Origin of the sequence: Maribacter sp. X9 (assembly GCF_048537565.1) — a bacterium.
Classification (GTDB): domain Bacteria; phylum Bacteroidota; class Bacteroidia; order Flavobacteriales; family Flavobacteriaceae; genus Maribacter.
The window spans coordinates 1,854,006-1,874,277 of the sequence record NZ_CP183215.1; the positions used below are offsets into that span (position 1 = coordinate 1,854,006).

The window sequence follows — 20,272 nt, forward strand, 5'->3', positions numbered from 1 at the left end:
TTTTAACATGCCATGTGTTTCATCGATGGTTTTTAAGGGGTTCATTCATAATTAAATCAAGTAACACAGACCATTTTTCATCAATAAATAACTATTTTTGAAATGATAATAAATTGAACATAAAATGGGAAAAGCTCATTTTAATACTAATAATTCATAAAAATAAATAATAGATGAAAGTTACAGTAGTTGGAGCCGGTGCGGTAGGTGCAAGTTGTGCTGAATACATTGCAATTAAGGATTTTGCTTCTGAGGTGGTTATTTTAGACATTAAGGAAGGATATGCCGAAGGAAAGGCGATGGATCTGATGCAGACCGCATCCTTGAATGCATTTGATACCAAAATAACAGGCAGTACCAATGATTATAGTAAAACGGCAGATAGTCATATTGCGGTAATAACTTCTGGAATTCCAAGAAAGCCTGGGATGACGAGGGAAGAATTGATAGGGATCAATGCGGGCATCGTAAAAACTGTATCCAGCAACCTGATAGAGCATTCTCCTAATGTAATCATTATCGTAGTGAGTAATCCTATGGATACAATGACTTATTTGGTTCATAAAACGACAGGATTGCCAAAAAACAGAATTATAGGTATGGGCGGTGCTTTGGATAGTGCACGTTTTAAATACCGTTTGGCAGAGGCTTTGGAATCTCCAATTTCGGATGTGGACGGGATGGTAATCGGGGGGCATAGTGATACCGGTATGGTTCCTTTGACATCTCATGCGACAAGAAATAGTATCCGTGTTTCTGAATTTTTATCCGAAGAAAGATTGGAGCAAGTTGCTGAAGATACCAAAGTAGGTGGTGCTACATTAACCAAATTATTAGGAACTAGTGCATGGTACGCTCCAGGAGCAGCGGTGTCTGCCTTAGTTCAGGCAATTGCATGCGACCAGAAAAAAATGTTTCCATGTTCTGCATTGCTAGAAGGCGAATATGGTTTGAACGATATCTGTATAGGTGTACCTGTAATTTTGGGTAAAAATGGAATTGAGAAAATTGTCGATATTCCTCTAAGTGATGCCGAAAAGAATAAGATGCAGGAAAGTGCCGAAGGGGTTTCAAAAACCAACGGACTTTTAGAGCTGTAATTTTCGTGTTCTTAAAAATACTAGAAAACCTTTGCAGTTATGCTGTAAAGGTTTTCTTTTTATAAGCCGATAGGCTTCAGATATTTATTGTAATAAATAAACTACCTAGTATAATCTTTCTTTTTATATTTGCCGCATGAATGCAAAATGGTGCATAAGTGCTTTACTAATTATTCTATCCCTTTTAGGGCTACGTCAAGAGCAATCAAAAGCTTCTAATCAGCAAATTTTATTACAATTTACCGATGTAGAGTTAGCTTCAGATACTGCTCATAAAGAGGTGTTGACGGCAATTACCAAAAAATTACAGATTTTAGGTATCGATGCCATTGAAATTATAAAAAATGATGCTGAACAATTAAGTATTCGGTATTATAGTGATGTTGATGCGCATAGTGTTAAGGAGTTCCTGACTCAGGATAGTGAACATTCTTTTACCTATAAAGATGAAGTTCCTTTTGAATTTCCGAAGGAACAACTTCCTGAAAAGTATAATTTAATAGTATCAGACCTGCATCAGCACGCTGATAACGGGTTTAATTTAAATGGGAACCTTGTTTTAGTACAAAAACAGGATTTTATTAAATCTTTTACTCCGGTAATTCTACATTTCAATAATGCCATAGTTTCTACACAAGATGCCAGTGTAAATGTATCCTTTAACATTCATAGGAACATCGCGATGGCAATAGACAATACTTCACAGAATATTCCAGAAGTAAGGGCAGGGCCTTATGTTTATGGGAATAGCTAATTTTCACTAAGAAACATTTCAATAGAGCGTAATTACTTTATATGAAAGTAATTTGCCCTGAATTTTCGAATTCACATAATCTTAATAACCATAAATTAAATAATCATTCAAATGCAAAACAAAGGACTTATAAAGCTTTTTGCTTTATTATTCGGGTTAGTCAGTATCTACCAGCTATCCTACACGTTCATCACCAGTAAAGTAGAGAACGAAGCTGCCGTCTTTGCGGCAAGCCGTGTTCCAGAAGCCGAAGACGGTTACGTAGCAAAACGGGAAGCTGTCGCCGCCAACTACTTGGATTCTATTGGTAACAACACTGTACTTGGGTACACCAACTACAATGAAGCCAAAAAGAAAGAGTTGAACAAAGGTCTTGACCTTAAAGGAGGTATCAACGTTACGCTGCAAATTTCAGTGAAGGATATTCTTAAAGGTTTAGCGAACAATACCAAGAATCCTATTTTCAACAAGGCCTTGGCCGATGCAGATGCCGCCACTAAAAATAGTGATGCAACTTATATAGAACTATTTTTTGAAGCTTTCGATAATATTAAGGGAGATACCAAATTGGCATCACCCGATATTTTTGCCAATAAGGGTTTAAGTGATGAAATCAATTTTCAAATGTCCGATGATGAGGTTAAGCCTGTCATTAGAAGAAAAATTGATGAATCGATTGTTTCGGCATTTGAGGTGTTGAGAGAACGTATCGATGGTTTTGGGGTTACCCAGCCAAATATTCAAAGAGAAGGAAATTCTGGTAGAATTCTGGTAGAATTACCCGGGGCAAGAGATATTGCGCGTGCGCAAGATTTGTTATCTAGTACCGCCCAATTGGAATTTTGGGAAACGTACAAACAAAATAATCCAAGTTTCAGTACATTTTTAATACAGGCGAATGAGAAACTAAAGGACCTGGTTGAAGTAAAACAACCTGAGCCGGTAAAGGAAGAATCAGAGTTAGATTCGTTGTTGTCCGATGTTTCTGCAGATTCTTTGGATTTGGCTACACAGGTAAATCCTTTATATGAATTATTGATTCCTGCTAATCCAGGAAGTAACGCAATGTTCCGTGCAGCAATTAAGGATACGGCCACTATAGGTTCCTATTTGAGAATGCCCGAAATCAGAAGGCTGTTGCCAGCCGATATTCAATTCACCAAGTTTGTTTGGGAAAGACCTTCTTCTGAAGATGTTGAGGTTATCGATTTATATGCGTTAAAATCAAACCGTGACGGAACACCTAGAATTAGTGGAGACGTGGTAAGTGATGCCCGTGCCGATTTTGACCAAATGGGTAGGCCGGCTGTATCCATGACAATGAACACAAAAGGTGCGAAAGAGTGGGAAAAATTGACCGGTGATGCCTACAACAACCAGACTGGTATAGCTATTGTTTTAGATAATAAAGTGTACACAGCACCAGGAGTGTCGACCGGACCTATATCCGGTGGGCGTTCAGAAATTACAGGAACTTTTACGGTAAACGAGACCAAAGATATTTCGAACGTTCTTAGGGCGGGTAAACTTCCTGCATCTGCAGAAATTATTCAATCTGAGATTGTTGGTCCGTCTTTAGGTCAAGAGGCCATTGATAGTGGTTTCAGGTCTTTCTTGATAGCCATGGCCATTGTTCTATTATGGATGATCGGATATTATGGAAAAGCAGGTGCGTTTGCTGATATTGCTTTATTGCTGAACATCTTATTGATTTTTGGGGTGTTGACCAGCTTGAACGCGGTGTTGACCTTGCCAGGTATTGCCGGTATCGTTTTAACCATTGGTATGTCTGTTGATGCGAACGTACTTATATTTGAGCGTATCAAAGAAGAGCTGGCCAAAGGCAAGGGCAAGAGCCAAGCGGTGGCCGATGGTTTCGGAAACGCATTGTCCTCAATTCTGGATGCTAACATAACAACAGGTCTTACGGCGGTTATTTTGTTCATATTCGGTTCTGGTCCAATTAAAGGATTTGCTACTACCTTATTGATCGGTATCATCACGTCTTTATTTACCGCAATTTTCATCACCCGTCTATTGGTAGATTGGTATATTGGAGGTAAAGGTAGAAGCTTGGATTTTTACACGGGATTGACCAAAAACTTCTTCAAGAATGTACATATCGATTTCTTGGTAAAAAGAAAAATAGCCTATGTAGTATCGGGAATTTTGGTAGCGATAGGTTTAGTTTCCCTATTCTTTGGACCAGGATTGCAACAGGGTGTTGATTTCGTAGGGGGACGTTCTTATACGGTCCGTTTTGAGAAACCTGTCAACCCTTCTGAGATAGCATCAGAATTGAATACAGTTTTTGGAAGCGGTACCAATGTGAAAACTTATGGTGATGCAAATCAAGTCAAGATTACGACACCGTATAAAGTTGACGTGGAAGGAATTGAAGTGGACACTGAAATTCAGGATAAATTATATACCACCCTTCAAAAATATTTACCAGATGGTATCAGCAAAGATGCTTTTATTCTAGGGGGTGCCGATGAGGATGCTATAGGAATTTTACAGTCCGTTAAAGTTGGTCCTACCATTGCAGATGATATCAAGAACAATGCCTTTTTGGCTATTTTAGGGTCTTTGGCCGTAGTGTTCCTTTATATTTTGCTTAGATTTAGAAGATGGCAGTTCTCTTTGGGTGCGGTTGTGGCCGTATTCCATGATGTACTGATTGTATTGGGCGTATTCTCGATTTTCGGAAAACTGATGCCTTTTAACATGGAAATTGACCAAGCATTCATAGCGGCCATATTAACGGTTATCGGTTACTCTTTGAACGACACTGTGGTTGTGTTCGACCGTATTCGTGAAACGTTGGCCGAGCGTGGCTGGAAAGGTGGTGAAAACGTAAACTATGCCATAAACAGTACATTGGGAAGAACCTTGAATACGTCGTTGACTACGTTAGTGGTATTATTGGCAATCTTTGTATTCGGTGGTGAATCGTTGAGAGGATTTATGTTCGCAATGATCGTTGGTGTTGTTGTAGGTACCTATTCCTCGATATTCATTGCAACTCCTGTGATGTACGATGCCTTAAGTAAAAAGATTACTTCGGGTGACTCCAAATAAGTAAAACTAACTCAAGTATTAAATCGCCATTTCGAAAGAATGGCGATTTTTTTATGCTTTGGTTGTAGTTCCTAAAGTCCCTAATTTCGTTTTTTGAAGTGTATAAACGCTTTTTGGTTCTAAGCCTGGTTCTTTTCTATGGGAGACGAAGATGATGGCGGTGTTGGTCTCTTTGGATATTTTATTTACCAATGCAACTATCAGTTCTGCAGAGACATCGTCCATATCTGCGGTCGGTTCGTCAAGTATCAATAGGGGAGGATGTTTTACCATGGCTCTCGCCGTCAGTACCAACCGTTGTTTGCCTACAGATAATTTATTGAAATAGGTGTCTTTGACTGCATATAGGTTCAATAAATGAAGCCATTGCTCACTAATTCGTTTTTGACCTTCGGTGGGTATAGTATAGAGTCCTACCGAATCGGTTAGGCCAGAGATCAACATATGTTCAACAGAATGTCTTCCCTTGAACTTATTGGTCATGGCCGGGGAATAATATCCGATTTTCTGCTTAATTTCCCAAACACTTTCACCGCTGCCTTTTTTTCTGCCGAACAAATAAATTTCTTGACCGAATGCCTTCGGGTTATCGCCGATAATCATTGAGAGCATTGTTGTTTTTCCGCTCCCGTTGGCCCCGGTCAATTGCCAAAAATCCCCTTTGTTCACGGTCCAATCGATATCTTTTAAAACGACTTTGTTTTCGTACGAAACGCAAACATTTCGAAACTGTATTAAAGGATTTTCAAGGTTAGTACTTTTCAAAATAGGCGATGGGGGAATACTGGCTGTTGAAAAAGGATCAGAAATAGTAGGATTGATTCTCTGTAAAGGATTTATTTTTCTGAAAATAGCTCCCTCGAGTCTACCGTGATTATGAATAAAGGGTAGGGTGTCTGTTTTACGACTGGCCAATTGTATGAAAGATATCGTAGTCGACCGCTCCGTTAGTAGGGCCTTAAGTTCCGCTTGAAAAGAAGTGTCCAAATTATCAAGAGGATTGTCTAGGATGATAAAATCGGGATCCTTGCGTAGTAAATAAAATAGTAACGCTTTTTTTTGTTCACCGCTTGACATAGTTTCAATAGCCTGTTGTACAGGACTGATAATTCTATAGTCTCGCTTATCCTCTTCATCTATGAGTTTTGCCAAGGTCAAAGGGGAGAACAAAGCCCCTTTTCTATTTTGAAAGTCTTCAAGTTCTTTAGGTCCGTTTCCTTTTAAAAGACCTTCGATAAAATCTTTCTTGGCGGAGTCGTTGTCTAAATGTATTACCCAATGATCTAATTTCATTTACGCATTGATTCTAAAAATATAAACAGCATTGTTTTTATAGGTGGTAGCATGGTCTAAGAACATGCCGTTCTTTAAAGCAGTTTTTTGAGATGGAATATTAGCAACCTGTATTATGGAGATTAAACTCTTACTCCAATTCTTCCCAAAGGCGACCGATTTACATTTCTGTGCCGCCTCAAAGGCGTAGCCCTGTCGCCAGTATTCAGGAAGTATGGAATATCCAATTTCCAATTCTTCTTTACCATCTACAGTTTGAACCAACAATCCTGCGAGCCCGATCAGTTTATGGGTATCTTTCGAAATTAAGGCATTCATGCCTCCCGATGCTTCCCCATATCGCTCAAATATCCGGGAAAACTGCTCTTTACAAGCTGTTTCGGGTTCGTTCGGTAATCCAGACCAGTATTGGCTACTTAACGGTTCTTCGTGAAATGGAAGCCAATCCTTAAAATCGGATGGGATTACTTTTCTAAATCTTAGGCGTTCAGATTCTTCATTATTCAATAAATAGTTGGGCATGGTACTACGAAATAACTTTTATTGGAAAAATCTTATGGGTTGCGCCGATAGTTGATGCTATCACCCACCGCTATTCCTAAACTTTGGGCCAGACCCCCATTGATTTCAAGAACATATTTTACAGGTACTTTCGAGGAAAGTCCAGCTTCGTTTAGGGGCTCGGCATTTTCTTGCATACTGGCAATTTTAAGGTATTCGTCGATATAAAGAATATCCAATGGAAATTCAGTATTCTTCATATAAAAAGAATGCATTGATTCGAATGGGAATATAAATAACATGCCCTGATTTTCTTCCATACTCTTTCTGTACATCAATCCTGTTTGAGTTTCGTAATCCGTTTCGGCGAATTCAATATTGAATGTGGTTCGTAAAGAATCTGTGGATTTTCTGAAAATAGAAAGGTCACCCTCTTTAGTGAAACCGATACTCTGAGTCGTAATGGTTTTTGTTTTCTCCTCTTTGCAGGAAAGAACGGTAAGTGCGATTATAAGCACTAATAGAACCCGATGTTTAAAAAGTGCTTTAATCATCTATACTGTTTTGACAGGCCTGAACATAAAGTACAGACCAATTAAAATAAAGGGAATACTCAGCCATTGTCCTGTAGATAAAAGGCCTAAGGATTCCTCGAAACCACCTTGGCTTTTCTTGACAAATTCGACAAAGAAACGAACGGTCCATAAAAGTGTAAAAAACAATCCGAACAGGTAGCCGGGTTTGTTTTTCTTATCCGTTTTCCAATAGAGGAAGTAGAGTAGTACGAATATTAAAATATAGCATATTCCCTCATACAATTGGGCAGGATGTCTATAGGGTATTTCCGCCAGATACTGAGAAAATTTAGGATTGTTTTCTAGGGCGTGGTACGCTGCGTTCAAGGTTTTTTCTTGGGTGATGCCCAAAACCTTGGAGGGGTGAAGGTCATCGGAATCTCGAATAAATTTAGTGGCGAATATGAAGTTTTCATCAACAACCTTCCCGTTGATTTCAGAATTAAAAAAATTACCCAAGCGCACAAAAAAACATCCGATGGACACGGGAATCACCATCCGGTCAAATATCCAAAGCATGGTGAATTCAGGATATTTTCTAGTATATAGGTAAGTGCCTACGATGATACCGAGTGTAGCCCCGTGGCTGGCCAGACCCGTAAATCCGGTAAACTCATAGCCATCGATCAATCCAAAAAACAGACTTCCCCCGGAACTCTCGCGTATGGGCAGGAGGATTTCCAAAAGGTGGTTGGAGTAATAGGGCCAGTCATAGAAAAAGACGTGACCTAAACGGGCGCCAAGCATGGTCCCCAATACGGTATAAATAAACAAGGAATCCAGTTGCTCAACAGATTTCTTTTCATTGGTGAAAATCCGTTTCATCAGGAACCAACCTACGGCAAAGGCGGTGATCCAAAGTAAATTATAGTATTTGATCTGTATGAAACCAATATTGAATAGGGTTTCGTTGGGATTCCAGGTGATTCCTAAGAAATGCATGTCTTATTTTTAGATGGGCTAAGATAATAAAATTGAGAGCCTCATCGCTTCCAATCGGTGGATCAATGTTATTTTAACTTCATTTTTTATCCTGCTTAGGATGGATATTTAAACGAATCAAAAAAAATAGTTGGTTAGTTTGCGATATTTAATTGTAATCTCCTGATATAAATTGAAGCCTTTAACTTGAACTTGATTTTTTTCTATGGTACCGGGTCATATCCTTTTCCGCCCCATGGGTTACAACTAAAAATACGTTTGGTAGCCAACCATCCTCCTTTAAAAAGACCATGTTTCTGTAAAGCTTCTAAAGTGTATTGCGAACAAGTGGGGGAATATCTGCAGGTGGCAGGGGTATACGGCGAAATGGCCAATTGGTAAAACCGGACCAGAAGTACGAACGGACTAATGAGTATTTTCTTGATGGATATTTTCAAGGTATGTTTTGCTTTCTACAAATTTAAGATAATTAAGTCATGGGTTTCAAAAGAAAAAGTCCGCACGATGAACGTACGGACTTTAGTTTTATGCTTGAAAACCATTAAGCTCCTTTCCGGATGGGTTCCATATTTTCAGCTTCTTCAGGGGTGTATAGCCTGGACCTGATTAAAAACCGAACTCCCAAAGGAATTTCAAGGGAGAAACTGGAGCCTCTACCTGGAGTAACATCGATGGTCAATTGCGTGTGTTTCCAATATTCGAATTGGTCTTGAGACATGTGAAAGTCGCAGCCTTCAATCGTGCCCAAATACACATCATTGTCATCTAACATCAAGTCACCTTTGGTAAAACACATGGGTGACGAACCATCACAACAACCTCCGCTTTGGTGGAACATCAATTCCCCGTGGGTTTCCTTGAGTTGGGCAATGACCTTTGCAGCTTCTTCGGTAACCAGTACTCTTTTGGTTTTCATGGTGGAACTCATATTAAAAGAATCCCATTGCTTTCTTATCGTAGGAGATAAGCATGTTCTTGGTTTGACGATAGTGTGCTAGCATCATTTTATGGTTTTCCCTACCGATACCCGATTTTTTATAGCCGCCAAATGGTGCGTGTGCTGGATAGAGGTGATAACAGTTCACCCAAACACGACCTGCTTTGATCGCCCTTGAAATCTGATAGGCTTGATGCGTATCCCTGGTCCACACCCCTGCGCCCAGACCATATAAAGTATCATTAGCGATTTCGATAGCCTCGGCTTCATCTTTAAAGGTGGTTACGCACAATACCGGTCCAAAAATTTCTTCTTGGAATACACGCATCTTATTATTTCCCTTTAAAATTGTGGGTTGCACATAATATCCACCTTCAAGCCCTTCATTGTAGGCTTGTTCTCCACCGGTCAATACTTCACAGCCTTCTTCCTTACCAATTTTAATGTAGCTCAATATTTTTTCGAATTGGTCGTTTGAGGCCTGTGCGCCCATCATGGTATTTGGGTCCAAAGGATGGCCCATTTTTATCGCTTTGGTACGTTCAATGACCCTTTCGATAAAGGCATCATAAATACTTTCCTGTACCAACATTCTTGAAGGGCAGGTACACACCTCACCTTGGTTCAAGGCGAACATGTTCGCACCTTCGATACATTTATCAAAGAAGTCATCATCGGCATCCATAATACTTTCAAAGAAAATATTAGGCGATTTACCACCTAGCTCCAAGGTCACCGGGGTAATGTTCTTGGACGCATACTGCATGATCAACTGTCCGGTTGTCGTTTCTCCGGTAAAGGCAACTTTATCGATTCTTGGGCTGGATGCCAAAGGCTTACCGGCCTCGGCACCAAAACCGTTCACGATGTTCAATACCCCTGCCGGAAGAATATCCTGAATCATTTCCATTAGGATAAGGATTCCTACTGGAGTTTGTTCCGCCGGTTTTAAAACGACACAGTTACCTGCCGCTAGAGCGGGCGCCAATTTCCAGGTTGCCATCAATAAGGGAAAGTTCCATGGAATAATTTGACCGACAACTCCTAGAGGTTCGGTGACGTTCAAAGCAACCGTATTGGAATCCAACTCGCTTACGGAGCCTTCTTCCGCACGGATAACACCTGCAAAATAACGGAAGTGGTCTACCGCCAATGGTAAATCAGCAGCCCTGGTTTCCCTAATGGCTTTACCATTGTCCCAAGTCTCTGCCCGTGCCAAGGTCTCTAAATTCTTTTCGATAACATCGGCAATTTTCAATAACATATTACTTCTTTCCGTGGCAGAGGACGTGTTCCAGGAAGGAGCGGCCTCCCAAGCGGCATCAATCGCTTTTTCGATATCCTCGGCTGTGGACCTCGGAATTTTGGTGAAGGATTTACCATCCACTGGGGATATATTTTCAAAATATTCTCCTTTTACGGGTGATACCCATTTTCCCCCAATAAAGTTTTCATATTGGTTTTTGAATTTCGGTTTTTGTAGCATCTCTTTCTCTACGGTCGCAGTATTGCTCATATCTATATATTTTAAGGGTTATAAATTCGTTTGAACTGATGGTGCTACCATCAGATTATTCCTTAAAGTTACTTGATTTATATCCTATTTATCTGACCAATACTATGAATAATGTGAACAATCCTATCATTTATTGATATTATGATTTTTTTAACTATAAAATTTTGTAAATTCCTTAATCCAAAGCTTATTCAAATTGATACAACTGTCCCAAAATTTTTTAAAGGAAAGGAGATTGGAAACTTTGGTTGAAAACCAGACCTCCTACACGATGAACAATGCCGCTATGCATGTTTTCGAAACCCACCAAAAAGCGGAGAAGGTTCTTTTGAAATTTGACCAACCGGTTTTGGCGAGCATGATTCAAGGCAAGAAGATCATGCACCTTCGGGATTATGAATCCTTTGATTTCTTACCGGGAGAATCCTTGGTGCTGCCCGCCAATGAAAAAATGAGTATTGATTTTCCAGAAGCCATGGCCAAGAATCCCACCCGATGTTTGGCCATGGCCATCTCAGAGGATAAAATCAATAAAGTGCTTCAGTTCATGAACGAAAATATGCCCAAGGATTCGAAAGAGGAGTGGGGCCTAATGGATTACAATTTTCATTTTGTGAACGACCGGGGTATTTTTCAAATCCTACAGCGTCTATTGTTCCTCTTTTCAGAAGACCATCCGTCCAGAGATTTTTTTGTGGATAATATGTTGCGCGAACTGGTGATACGGATTCTGCAGACCAACGAGCGTAAAATTTATAGTAGTGCAACGCTTTCCCTACAAAAAGATAGCAGATTGACCGAGGTCATCCGGTACATTAGGGAGAATTTGCATACTTCTTTGCACGTAGACGATCTCAGCAAACGGGCCTGTATGAGTCCGTCTCATTTTTACCGAACCTTTAAAACGCTATTGGGTATTTCTCCGGTGGAATTCATCAACAACGAGCGTATAAAATTGGCGGTAGGCCTATTGCAAGATCCGAAGCGAAGCATAAAGGATGTGTACCTGGATTGCGGATTTGAAAGTAGGTCTTACTTCAATAGGGTGTTCAAGAGCCATCAAAATTTGGCTCCCGGTGAATACCAATCCAAAATTAAAAAATCCAGATTTTTAAGCTAAAGACTGTAGGTCGTGCCGTCTTTGCCATCTTTCAGTTGTATGCCCAAAGCCAATAATTGGTCGCGTATCTTATCTGAGGTGGCGAAATCCTTATTTTCACGAGCTTCTTTTCGTAGTTGGATCAGCATTTCTACGACACCTCCCAATTTTTCCATATCGGCATCTGAACTGTTTTTATTTTCCAGACCCAATACATCGAACACAAAACTGTGTAAGGTGCTTTCTAACTCCGTTCGATCAGCTTCGGTTATGGTTTCTGTACCTTCTTTTATTAAATTGATGTGTTTTACGGCATCGAAGAGTTTAGCGATAAGAATCGGCGTATTGAAATCATCGTTCATAGCCTCATAGCAAGAGGTCTTCCATGTAGATATATCAAAACTTGTGGATTTTCCCGTGGGTGATGTTTTTAGTGCATTTATACCCTCCATTAGCTTGTTAAAACCTTTTTCAGAGGCCAATAGCGCATCATTGCTCATATCTAAAATACTGGTGTAATGGGCTTGCATCATGAAAAACCGTACCATGGAAGGGGGAAATGGTTTGCTTAGTATATCATTTTCTCCGGAGAAAATTTCACCGGGCAATATACTATTGCCTGTGGATTTTGCCATTTTTCTACCGTTCAATGTCAGCATATTAGCATGCATCCAATAATTCACCGGGGATTTACCGTTACTGGCCTCAGCCTGTGCAATCTCACATTCGTGGTGTGGAAATTTCAAATCCATACCCCCTCCGTGAATGTCAAAAGTTTCTCCTAAATATTTCGTGCTCATGGCGGTACATTCTAAATGCCAGCCGGGGAAACCATCGCCCCATGGGGAGGGCCAACGCATAATATGTTGCGGCTCCGCTTTTTTCCAAAGTGCAAAATCCTGCGGATTGTGCTTGTCATCTTGGGCCGCTAAATCTCTGGTGTTCGCAATCATATCCTCAAGCTTACGACCGCTCAGTTTTCCGTATTCGTGTTCCCTATTGAATTTGGCCACATCAAAATATACGGAGCCATTGATTTCATAGGCAAACCCTTTTTTAAGGATTTCCTTGATGATTTCTATTTGTTCGATGATATGACCTGTAGCCGTGGGCTCGATACTGGGCGGAAGAAAATTGAATTTTTCCAAAATATTATGGAAATCTACGGTGTAGCGTTGTACGACCTCCATAGGTTCTAATTGTTCCAGTCTCGCTTTTTTTGCAATCTTATCTTCTCCATCTTCGGCATCGTCTACTAAATGACCGGCATCTGTAATATTGCGAACGTATCTTACTTTATAGCCTAAATGTTTAAAATAACGGAAAATCATATCAAAGGACATGAAGGTTCTGCAGTTCCCTAAGTGTACATTGCTATATACGGTCGGCCCACAGACATACATGCCAATATGGCCATGGTTGATAGGTTTGAAGACTTCTTTTTTTCCGGTTAAGGAATTATAGACTTTGATTTCTTGATTTTCGAACAATTGCATGAAGCTGTAAACGATTAAAAATGGGTGTCTAAATTAAGGTAATCCAAAAACTCGCGCCGAACAGATTCTTCCTTGAATTTACCACCATATTCAGCGGTTACGGTACTACTGTCAATATCCCGTATTCCCCTTGAATTTACACAAAGGTGTTTTGCGTCGATAACACAGGCAACATCTTCGGTGCCCAAAACCTCTTGTAATTCCCTTACAATTTGAATGTTCAATCGTTCTTGAACCTGTGGTCTTTTCGCATAGTAATCCACGATGCGGTTCATCTTAGAAAGACCGACCACGGTTCCGTTAGATATATAGGCCACATGTGCACGACCCACAATAGGAAGAAAATGGTGCTCACAGGTTGAATATAGCGTAATGTTTTTTTCTACCAACATTTCGCCATATTTGTATTTATTGTCAAAGGTTGACGATTTTGGTCTTCGATCTGGATGCAAACCGCCAAATATTTCATTAACATACATTTTGGCAACCCTATTTGGGGTTCCCTTTAAACTATCATCTTCTAAATCTAGGCCTAGGGTAAGCATTATATCACGAACGTTTTCACGAATTCGCTTGATTTTTGTTGCATCATCTAAAACAAAAGCATCCTTTCGTAAAGGGGTATCCTCTGCTGCGGAAATATGATCGTTTCCTAACTCCTCAAATTGATTTTCCAATGTATCCTCAATTTTCATTTCAACTAACTTTTTTCAGGGTTCAAAGATATACATTATGAGTCACTTTATACCTTTTTGGGGGCATTACACAACATAAATTAGTCAAATGGTATGGTCCCTAATTAATTTTAAAATACCAATTCCGTTGACCACTTTGAATAAGATTGGTTTCCCCATTCTTTCTTTAGTCTTGCTAGGTCTTTCGCCATCCAACGCTCAAGTAGCTGCGGATTGTGCAAATGCGGCTCCTATATGTAATAATAGCCCGATCAATGGGGGTACGATGGAGTACGGAATCGATGATTTTAACTGGGCAGTGTTTCTGGGCGTATCGCACGAGCCTCTGGTACGATAGGAACAAATTCTGCCCGGTACCTCTTTAGGGTCAGGCAAGAGGTCAATTAGGCTGCAATATCGGTTTTGAAGCTAATGAGGATTACTATTTGCTGATCAATAAGTGCAGTAACAATAATTCAGGTTTTTCGATACAGTTCTCGGGTAATATTTTTGTTGACTTTCCGAATACGACCTTAGACTGTTCCATAGTAGCTAATTTGCTAGGCCCTCCCATGATTTGCCTTTGGAAATGAGAATATAACTTTAGACGCGAATACGTTAGGTGCTATTAGATATGAATGGTATTTAGATGTAGGAACCGGCTATCAACAAATTTTTGGTGAATCAGTACACAATTACCGGTATGCGTATCTGCCATGTATGGGGTTTTGGTAGTCTGGCCTTCTGGAAATACCATTTATATTAGTGAGACGCAAGTTGCATTTACATCTGCACCGGTCACCTATGAACTTACCGACCTTACGCTTTGTTTGGACGGCCCAGTCTTGACTTACAACAAAAGAATAATAGGCTTTAGGAGTTCAAATTGCGAATGAGTTTCTAGTCACCTATCACAATGATTTGGAGGATGCTATAAATGGCACCAAGGCATTCAGTAAGAACTTTATTTCCAGCACTGAAACACAGATTCTTTACGTTACAACTACTTCTATAGAAAATAATACTTGTTTTGATGCCTTCCGATCTTTTCAAGTCTATGGTGCACAAGTACCTATCTTGAATTTTGACACAGAAGTGTACGCCTATGATAGAAGCATTTCGGTTATGATTGGCGAGGAAGTCCTTAATCCCGATTATACCTATTTGTGGGATACAGGAGAGACCACTTCTCAAATTTCAGTAAGGGAAACCGGTGTTTGTCGGTTATTGGTTACCAATTCGGCAAGTAATCTGCAGTGTGTCTCCGACGGTTGGTACAAGTTGTATTTCTCATGCGCCTGTCATTGCAGATATTGAGATTGATTATGGAAATGACCTATCGAATACGGTCACCATCATAGCTGAAGTAGAATGGGATTTTGAATATCAAATAGATGAAGTAGCTCCTCAAGCATCTTCTATTTTCGACAATGTGCTTTTGGGTAGGCATACGGTTACGGTTAGGGATGTAACGGTTGTGGTTTGGAGGTCGAAGAAATTGTAGTTGTTGGATTCCCAAAATATTTTAGCCCAAATGGTGATAATGTCAATGATAGGTGGACTGTGGAAGGACTTTCCATTTTAGAAAATCCAATCGTCACTATTTTTGATCGTTACGGTAAACTCTTATACCGGTTAAACAAAAATTCCAATGGGTAGGACGGAACATTTAATGGTTCATTTCTAGCAGAAGAAGATTATTGGTTTAAACTATCTTATACGGATAGTAGTGGAAAGGTTAAAAATGCAGAATACAGCACTAATCATTTTACACTGAAGCAATAATCGCTAATATTTTGCTTTTTGAATTGCATTTTATCGATTAAATGTCATAAAATCCGATAAGTGATACTAAAGTTTAGTATGTGTAGTTATTATATACGTCAAGTAACTAGGTGGCTACTATTTCTATGAGAATACTTCTTTGTTGCGTATTTTTTTCAACCTTTTTGTTTTGGAAAGCAAATGCCCAAAATTCAGCGGATTGCAGAACGGCTATTCCAGTTTGTGCCGATCAGCCTATTATGGGTTTAGCTGGGGGTAGCGGAGATATTGATGATTTTGATCCAGAGGTCATTCGTCAAACAGGTTGTTTAGAAAAAGGGAGTCTTACTTCGGCTAATATAGAGTTCAATACGTCATGGTTTGTTTTTAGGGCGGGCACAGGCGGTCAGGTGGGCTTTGACATCGAAGCCCTGCCTACCAATGGAGGAACAGGAACCCCAACGGCGGAATGGGATTTTGCCGTTTACGGCCCTGATGTTGATTGTGGGGATATCAGTAATGGTGTTGCCCAGCCTATTCGATGTAATTATGAAGTCAATAACACAAACTTCACAGGGCTTGGTGTTAATCCTGAAAGCGGACAGGAAGGGGCATCGTCGCTTACCGGGAATCAAAATACGTATGACGAGTATTTGGATGTGCAACCTGGAGGAATATATTATATCCTCATCAATAATTTCGCCGATAATTTTACGGGAGATCCAGAACCATTTATGTTGACTTTTACGGGTAGTTCGGTACGTGATGACCAAAACGCGGCATTGGACTGTACCCTTCGGGATGAATTTTTAGGTTTGGATATTACCGCCTGTGAAGGTGATCCAGATATTACTATAAGCGCTTTGAATTCGCCGGCGGGATCCAATATTGCAAATGTGGAGTGGACAGTCGATTATGAAGACGATGGCGTTGTAGATGAGACCCTTACCGGTTCAGGGAATTTTGGAGCTGAACTGGTGGTCGTCAGCCCTAATTCTGGGCGTTATTTTGCGACCATTACAACAACTTCAGGTTCTCCACCCACCGTTGCTGACGATGGAGGGGTATTGATTACATTTTATGGAACACCGATTTTGGATCGTGTGGAAATGCTCGATACTAACCTTTCAATCGACCCAGATCAAAACAATATTGAATTTTTCGTTGATGGAGATGGCGATTATGAATATGCTATAAATGGGGGTGAGTTTCAAGATGACCCCATTTTTATGAATGTTCCACCAGGCATCAATACCGTTATAATAAATGACAAAAATGGATGCGGAACTACCGAGCCCTTGGAATTTTTGGTGGTGGGTTACCCTAAGTTTTTTACACCTAATGGAGATGATATTAATGATACATGGAATATAAAAGGTATTGAAACCTTGACCAATCCCGTAGTGTATGTTTTTGACCGGTATGGAAAATTGCTAAAACAATTGGGAGCAGATGCCGGCTGGGATGGAAATTTTAATGGCAGGCAAATGCCTTCTACAGATTATTGGTTTCGCTTTGAATATTCGGAAAATGATGATGGACTTTTAGTGGCCAAGACCAGGAAAACGCACTTTACTTTAAAAAGATAAAAAGGGCCGTATTTGACGCCCCTTTTTCTTTAAAACTCTAAACGTTTGATGCTTAAAAATTAAGTGTATAACTTAAGGTTGCATTGGTATTTATCCTATTGATCATCGCCGGAGTGGTAATACCAGAGTCAAATAATCTTTCAGTGATGTCTTGTTCAGAACGGCTAAGTGCAAAATCTAATCTACTACCTCCAAAATTATACCCTATTCCCCCAGATATGGCGTTCAAATCACCAATGGTATTACCATTCGCATACGGACTCTGTTCATAACGATAACCGGCTCTTAGGCTTATTTGCTCAATTCTGTATTCTCCTCCTAATCTAAAAGTAGAAACAGTACGGAGGTCATTTGATATTTGATTGTTTACGGTTTGAAAGCTAAGGTCGCTGGTTGGCCGTAGTTCGGTTTTGGAAAAATCTTGATACCCATAATCAAAACTTAACAATCCGTTTTTCGAAAATACATAAGCTAAACTTCCCGTTAATTTGCTAGGTGTTTTAACGGTGTAAGTATCAAAGACATTGATTTTATCAAAATCGATAAAATTTATATCAGAATCAGCTAAATCAGAATCGATACGTTGAGAAAATTCATCGTTCAGCCGGTACCATGTGGGTGATTGGTAGCTGCCGCCTAGTCTCACATTATCGTTTAATTTGGCAATAGCTCCTAAGCTAAAGGAGAAACCGCTGCCGTCAGTCTTTAAATAACTGTCAAAGTTGGTATTTTTAATATCGGATGAAGGGTCATAACCACTTTCGGTAAATTGGTCATATTTGGTATATAATACGTTATGAAAGTTTAAGGAAGCACCCATATAGAAATTATCCTTGTATTGAGAAGCCATATTTACGGTGAACTTGCTATTATAACCGGATGTTTTTCTTAAAAAATCTTGATTTACAGAGCTATAAATAGTATTGCTCGTGTAATCTGTATTTTCGTTATCCGATGCAACCGGGTCCAATATCCCTCCGTAATATCCTAAAAATGCTTGTTGTTCCCTAAATCCTTGTTTAGCTCCAATATCCAAATATGCATCTTCAATATATTCGCCGTCTTGAAGTAGAATAGAGCCAAGAGGAATGCCTTGTGCATAATTTAAAAAGTAATTATCGATGCCTTGGTTACTGTTGCCATTAGCAACATACGTATTGTCAAAATTATTTACCAAGTCATAATTGAAGGTCAGGGAGAATTTTTTCCAATCTGAATCCAAGTTGGTATTCTTAAAAACGAATGCTCCCCCAATTTGGTTTAACTCAAGGTTGTTCGTTTTGTTGCTGGTACCGCTGCCAAAATAATTTACGTCGTTCTTGGTATTGTACGTTGAGCCAGAAATCGTAAAAAGGCTATTGTTAAAAACCGCTGATCCCGCAGGATTGATATTTAAGGATGATAAATCGCCACCCAAGGCTCCAAAAGCCCCACCCATTGCCTGAAAACGTGCAGTTCCTTGTAAATTTTCCGTACTGTAGCGCAATGCTTCATTTATATTCTGGGCGCTACCAATGGCGCATAGGGCTAAGGTTATGAAAGTTAAATATCTTTTCATAGCAATTATTTAAATTTTAAAATAGGGTTAAGATTAATTCCTTCTTCCACTACTTCTACTAGAAGAAGAGCTTCCTGAAGATCTAGAACTACTACCGCTAGAGCTTCTTATGCTTCCCGAACTACCGGAGCTCCTGTATGAACCTCCGCTTGAGCTGCTACCGGAACTTCTATAGGTTCCACCGCTGGAGTTGCTTGAACTTCTTCCAGAGCTATATCCACTATTGCCTGAACTTCGATAGGTTGATGTTCTAGGAACCATAACCCTACTGCTGGACATTGAAGAACGGGAGTTGCCACTTCGTGTGGAGTACGAGTTATAATTGTTCTGGTTGCGCGAAGAAGTACTATACCGAGGTGTTGCCCTAGTGCTTCTGCTGGTTCTGTAGCCTTGGTTCTGATCCACTCCTACAGTTCTACGAGAAGAACTATTGCCACTGTAGGTTCTAGCGTTTCTGGTGTTCGAAGAGCTTCTCGCCGTAGCCGTGCGTGAATCTGAGCTTCTGTACCTAGGAGAATCTCCTCTGGAATTAACATTTGACCTTCCCTGCAGAGCACGTGTTGCAGATTCATCTCTTAAAGTATTGGTGTTATAGTTGCCTCGTCGTGAATTATTGTAGGCATAACTTCTGTTGGTATAGCCATAATTACGGTAGTAATTTCCGTATCCATAATTATAATATGGTGCATATAAACCGTAACCATATCCATATCCGCCCCAGCTCCAAGGACTGTTCCACCCATATCCATAGCCTCCCCAGCCCCAGTTGTTCCATCCGTAATATCTCCAAGGGTTGTTCCATCCCCATCCATAACCATAATACCCTCCATAGCCCCAATTGTTCCATAACCAAGGATTTGCAAATCCACCATATCCCCAATTATTCCATCCATTATCATAAATATTGATACTTACATTGGTGGCATTGTCACCCCAACCGCCATAACCTTGATAATCGTTTCCATTATTGTAATAGTCTGTCAATTGGTCTTGTGAAATAGTTTCACCACCTCCATTGCTCGAATAAGAATCAACGTCGGTGAATATCTCACCATCCAATATTTCACCGTACTGATTTGCTTTCTGTCCGAAATAATCAGAATACGTATTGTTTTTGTTGGAATTTTGAGAATTGGCAGCCCTTTGGTCGGGTCTTCTTTCGACCATTACAGGGGCTTCGTCGGCATAAATACCATCATTATCATAATATGAGGCCTGTTGGTATGAGCCACAGGAAGCAACTATCAAAGCTAGGGTGACCAACGCTGTTAGGTTGCGAAATTTGTTGTGGGGTAGTGAATATATCATTGTGTCAAAAATTATATTGTTGAACGTATTAAAAATAACTAGTTTTACCCAATTATTTTCTTATAAGAATCACAAAGTTTGTGCC

Annotated in this window: 19 protein-coding genes; 8 read left to right on the forward strand and 11 right to left on the reverse strand. The window is 40.0% G+C overall.

Annotated elements, in window-relative coordinates; all coding sequences use genetic code 11:
* The first annotated feature begins 173 nt into the window (after positions 1-173).
* The 3 genes from mdh to secDF all read left to right on the forward strand — a co-directional run bounded on the left by mdh (position 174) and on the right by secDF (position 4,935).
* A complete protein-coding gene (mdh, locus tag ACNR9Q_RS07765) occupies positions 174-1,100 on the forward strand; it encodes a malate dehydrogenase (protein ID WP_419214039.1) in 927 nt (308 codons plus the stop codon).
* Positions 1,101-1,236: 136 nt separating this feature from the next.
* Entirely contained in the window at positions 1,237-1,854 is a 618-nt protein-coding gene (locus ACNR9Q_RS07770) for a hypothetical protein (protein ID WP_419214040.1), read from the forward strand.
* 111 nt (positions 1,855-1,965) lie between these two features.
* On the forward strand, positions 1,966-4,935 hold the full coding sequence (secDF, locus tag ACNR9Q_RS07775) for a protein translocase subunit SecDF (RefSeq protein ID WP_419214041.1): 2,970 nt from the start codon (positions 1,966-1,968) through the stop codon (positions 4,933-4,935).
* Positions 4,936-4,986: 51 nt separating this feature from the next.
* Here secDF and ACNR9Q_RS07780 read toward each other — a convergent pair whose 3' ends face one another.
* From ACNR9Q_RS07780 to ACNR9Q_RS07810, 7 genes are all read right to left on the reverse strand, one after another.
* Positions 4,987-6,228 (reverse strand): ATP-binding cassette domain-containing protein, encoded by a 1,242-nt coding sequence (locus ACNR9Q_RS07780; protein ID WP_419214042.1) that lies wholly within the window; start codon positions 6,226-6,228, stop codon positions 4,987-4,989.
* A complete protein-coding gene (locus ACNR9Q_RS07785; RefSeq protein ID WP_419214043.1) occupies positions 6,229-6,750 on the reverse strand; it encodes a GNAT family N-acetyltransferase in 522 nt (173 codons plus the stop codon).
* A gap of 32 nt (positions 6,751-6,782) precedes the next feature.
* Positions 6,783-7,283, reverse strand: coding sequence for a DUF192 domain-containing protein (locus ACNR9Q_RS07790; RefSeq protein ID WP_419214044.1), 501 nt, complete (start codon positions 7,281-7,283; stop codon positions 6,783-6,785).
* Positions 7,284-8,246, reverse strand: coding sequence for a prolipoprotein diacylglyceryl transferase (gene lgt / locus ACNR9Q_RS07795; RefSeq protein WP_419214045.1), 963 nt, complete (start codon positions 8,244-8,246; stop codon positions 7,284-7,286). It abuts the gene before it with no gap.
* A 203-nt stretch (positions 8,247-8,449) separates the two neighbouring features.
* The gene (gene yidD / locus ACNR9Q_RS07800; protein ID WP_419214254.1) at positions 8,450-8,671 is read right to left on the reverse strand and encodes a membrane protein insertion efficiency factor YidD; all 222 of its coding nucleotides are present in this window, start codon (positions 8,669-8,671) and stop codon (positions 8,450-8,452) included.
* Positions 8,672-8,787: 116 nt separating this feature from the next.
* Complete coding sequence (locus ACNR9Q_RS07805; RefSeq protein ID WP_419214046.1) at positions 8,788-9,162, reverse strand: DUF779 domain-containing protein; 375 nt, start codon at positions 9,160-9,162, stop codon at positions 8,788-8,790.
* A 13-nt stretch (positions 9,163-9,175) separates the two neighbouring features.
* Positions 9,176-10,699 carry an aldehyde dehydrogenase family protein gene (locus ACNR9Q_RS07810; protein ID WP_419214047.1) on the reverse strand — a complete coding sequence of 508 codons (1,524 nt, stop codon included), beginning with the start codon at positions 10,697-10,699 and terminating at the stop codon, positions 9,176-9,178.
* A gap of 235 nt (positions 10,700-10,934) precedes the next feature.
* Between ACNR9Q_RS07810 and ACNR9Q_RS07815 the strand changes: the two genes are divergently transcribed.
* The gene (locus ACNR9Q_RS07815; RefSeq protein ID WP_419214048.1) at positions 10,935-11,819 is read left to right on the forward strand and encodes an AraC family transcriptional regulator N-terminal domain-containing protein; all 885 of its coding nucleotides are present in this window, start codon (positions 10,935-10,937) and stop codon (positions 11,817-11,819) included.
* Here ACNR9Q_RS07815 and cysS read toward each other — a convergent pair.
* Both cysS and folE read right to left on the reverse strand, forming a co-directional pair.
* Entirely contained in the window at positions 11,816-13,294 is a 1,479-nt protein-coding gene (gene cysS / locus ACNR9Q_RS07820; RefSeq protein WP_419214049.1) for a cysteine--tRNA ligase, read from the reverse strand. The genes ACNR9Q_RS07815 and cysS overlap by 4 nt on opposite strands.
* A 14-nt stretch (positions 13,295-13,308) precedes the next feature.
* Positions 13,309-13,989 carry a GTP cyclohydrolase I FolE gene (gene folE, locus ACNR9Q_RS07825; RefSeq protein ID WP_419214050.1) on the reverse strand — a complete coding sequence of 227 codons (681 nt, stop codon included), beginning with the start codon at positions 13,987-13,989 and terminating at the stop codon, positions 13,309-13,311.
* Between the two features lie 88 nt (positions 13,990-14,077).
* Between folE and ACNR9Q_RS07830 the strand changes: the two genes are divergently transcribed.
* The 4 genes from ACNR9Q_RS07830 (at position 14,078) to ACNR9Q_RS07845 (ending at position 17,321) form a co-directional block, all read left to right on the forward strand.
* A complete protein-coding gene (locus ACNR9Q_RS07830; RefSeq protein ID WP_419214051.1) occupies positions 14,078-14,326 on the forward strand; it encodes a hypothetical protein in 249 nt (82 codons plus the stop codon).
* 900 nt (positions 14,327-15,226) lie between these two features.
* Positions 15,227-15,472 (forward strand): hypothetical protein, encoded by a 246-nt coding sequence (locus ACNR9Q_RS07835; RefSeq protein WP_419214052.1) that lies wholly within the window; start codon positions 15,227-15,229, stop codon positions 15,470-15,472.
* Between the two features lie 59 nt (positions 15,473-15,531).
* Positions 15,532-15,627: a hypothetical protein gene (locus ACNR9Q_RS07840; protein WP_419214255.1), complete on the forward strand. Its 96-nt coding sequence runs from the start codon at positions 15,532-15,534 to the stop codon at positions 15,625-15,627.
* A 290-nt stretch (positions 15,628-15,917) separates the two neighbouring features.
* Positions 15,918-17,321 (forward strand): T9SS type B sorting domain-containing protein, encoded by a 1,404-nt coding sequence (locus tag ACNR9Q_RS07845; RefSeq protein WP_419214053.1) that lies wholly within the window; start codon positions 15,918-15,920, stop codon positions 17,319-17,321.
* 52 nt (positions 17,322-17,373) lie between these two features.
* Here ACNR9Q_RS07845 and ACNR9Q_RS07850 read toward each other — a convergent pair whose 3' ends face one another.
* Positions 17,374-18,879: an OmpP1/FadL family transporter gene (locus ACNR9Q_RS07850; RefSeq protein WP_419214054.1), complete on the reverse strand. Its 1,506-nt coding sequence runs from the start codon at positions 18,877-18,879 to the stop codon at positions 17,374-17,376.
* Between the two features lie 33 nt (positions 18,880-18,912).
* Positions 18,913-20,187 carry a hypothetical protein gene (locus tag ACNR9Q_RS07855; RefSeq protein ID WP_419214055.1) on the reverse strand — a complete coding sequence of 425 codons (1,275 nt, stop codon included), beginning with the start codon at positions 20,185-20,187 and terminating at the stop codon, positions 18,913-18,915.
* Positions 20,188-20,272 lie beyond the last annotated feature (85 nt).

Excerpts from the sequence above, each read along its gene's own strand:
- ACNR9Q_RS07785 (WP_419214043.1), bottom strand. The coding sequence starts at position 6,750 with ATGCCCAACTATTTATTGAATAATGAAGAATCTGAACGCCTAAGATTT.
- ACNR9Q_RS07780 (WP_419214042.1), bottom strand. The coding sequence starts at position 6,228 with ATGAAATTAGATCATTGGGTAATACATTTAGACAACGACTCCGCCAAG.
- cysS (WP_419214049.1), bottom strand. The coding sequence starts at position 13,294 with ATGCAATTGTTCGAAAATCAAGAAATCAAAGTCTATAATTCCTTAACC.
- lgt (WP_419214045.1), bottom strand. The coding sequence starts at position 8,246 with ATGCATTTCTTAGGAATCACCTGGAATCCCAACGAAACCCTATTCAAT.
- mdh (WP_419214039.1), top strand. The coding sequence starts at position 174 with ATGAAAGTTACAGTAGTTGGAGCCGGTGCGGTAGGTGCAAGTTGTGCT.
- ACNR9Q_RS07810 (WP_419214047.1), bottom strand. The coding sequence starts at position 10,699 with ATGAGCAATACTGCGACCGTAGAGAAAGAGATGCTACAAAAACCGAAA.
- ACNR9Q_RS07790 (WP_419214044.1), bottom strand. The coding sequence starts at position 7,283 with ATGATTAAAGCACTTTTTAAACATCGGGTTCTATTAGTGCTTATAATC.
- ACNR9Q_RS07805 (WP_419214046.1), bottom strand. The coding sequence starts at position 9,162 with ATGAAAACCAAAAGAGTACTGGTTACCGAAGAAGCTGCAAAGGTCATT.
- ACNR9Q_RS07770 (WP_419214040.1), top strand. The coding sequence starts at position 1,237 with ATGAATGCAAAATGGTGCATAAGTGCTTTACTAATTATTCTATCCCTT.
- secDF (WP_419214041.1), top strand. The coding sequence starts at position 1,966 with ATGCAAAACAAAGGACTTATAAAGCTTTTTGCTTTATTATTCGGGTTA.
- ACNR9Q_RS07830 (WP_419214051.1), top strand. The coding sequence starts at position 14,078 with ATGGTATGGTCCCTAATTAATTTTAAAATACCAATTCCGTTGACCACT.
- ACNR9Q_RS07850 (WP_419214054.1), bottom strand. The coding sequence starts at position 18,879 with ATGAAAAGATATTTAACTTTCATAACCTTAGCCCTATGCGCCATTGGT.
- folE (WP_419214050.1), bottom strand. The coding sequence starts at position 13,989 with ATGAAAATTGAGGATACATTGGAAAATCAATTTGAGGAGTTAGGAAAC.
- ACNR9Q_RS07855 (WP_419214055.1), bottom strand. The coding sequence starts at position 20,187 with ATGATATATTCACTACCCCACAACAAATTTCGCAACCTAACAGCGTTG.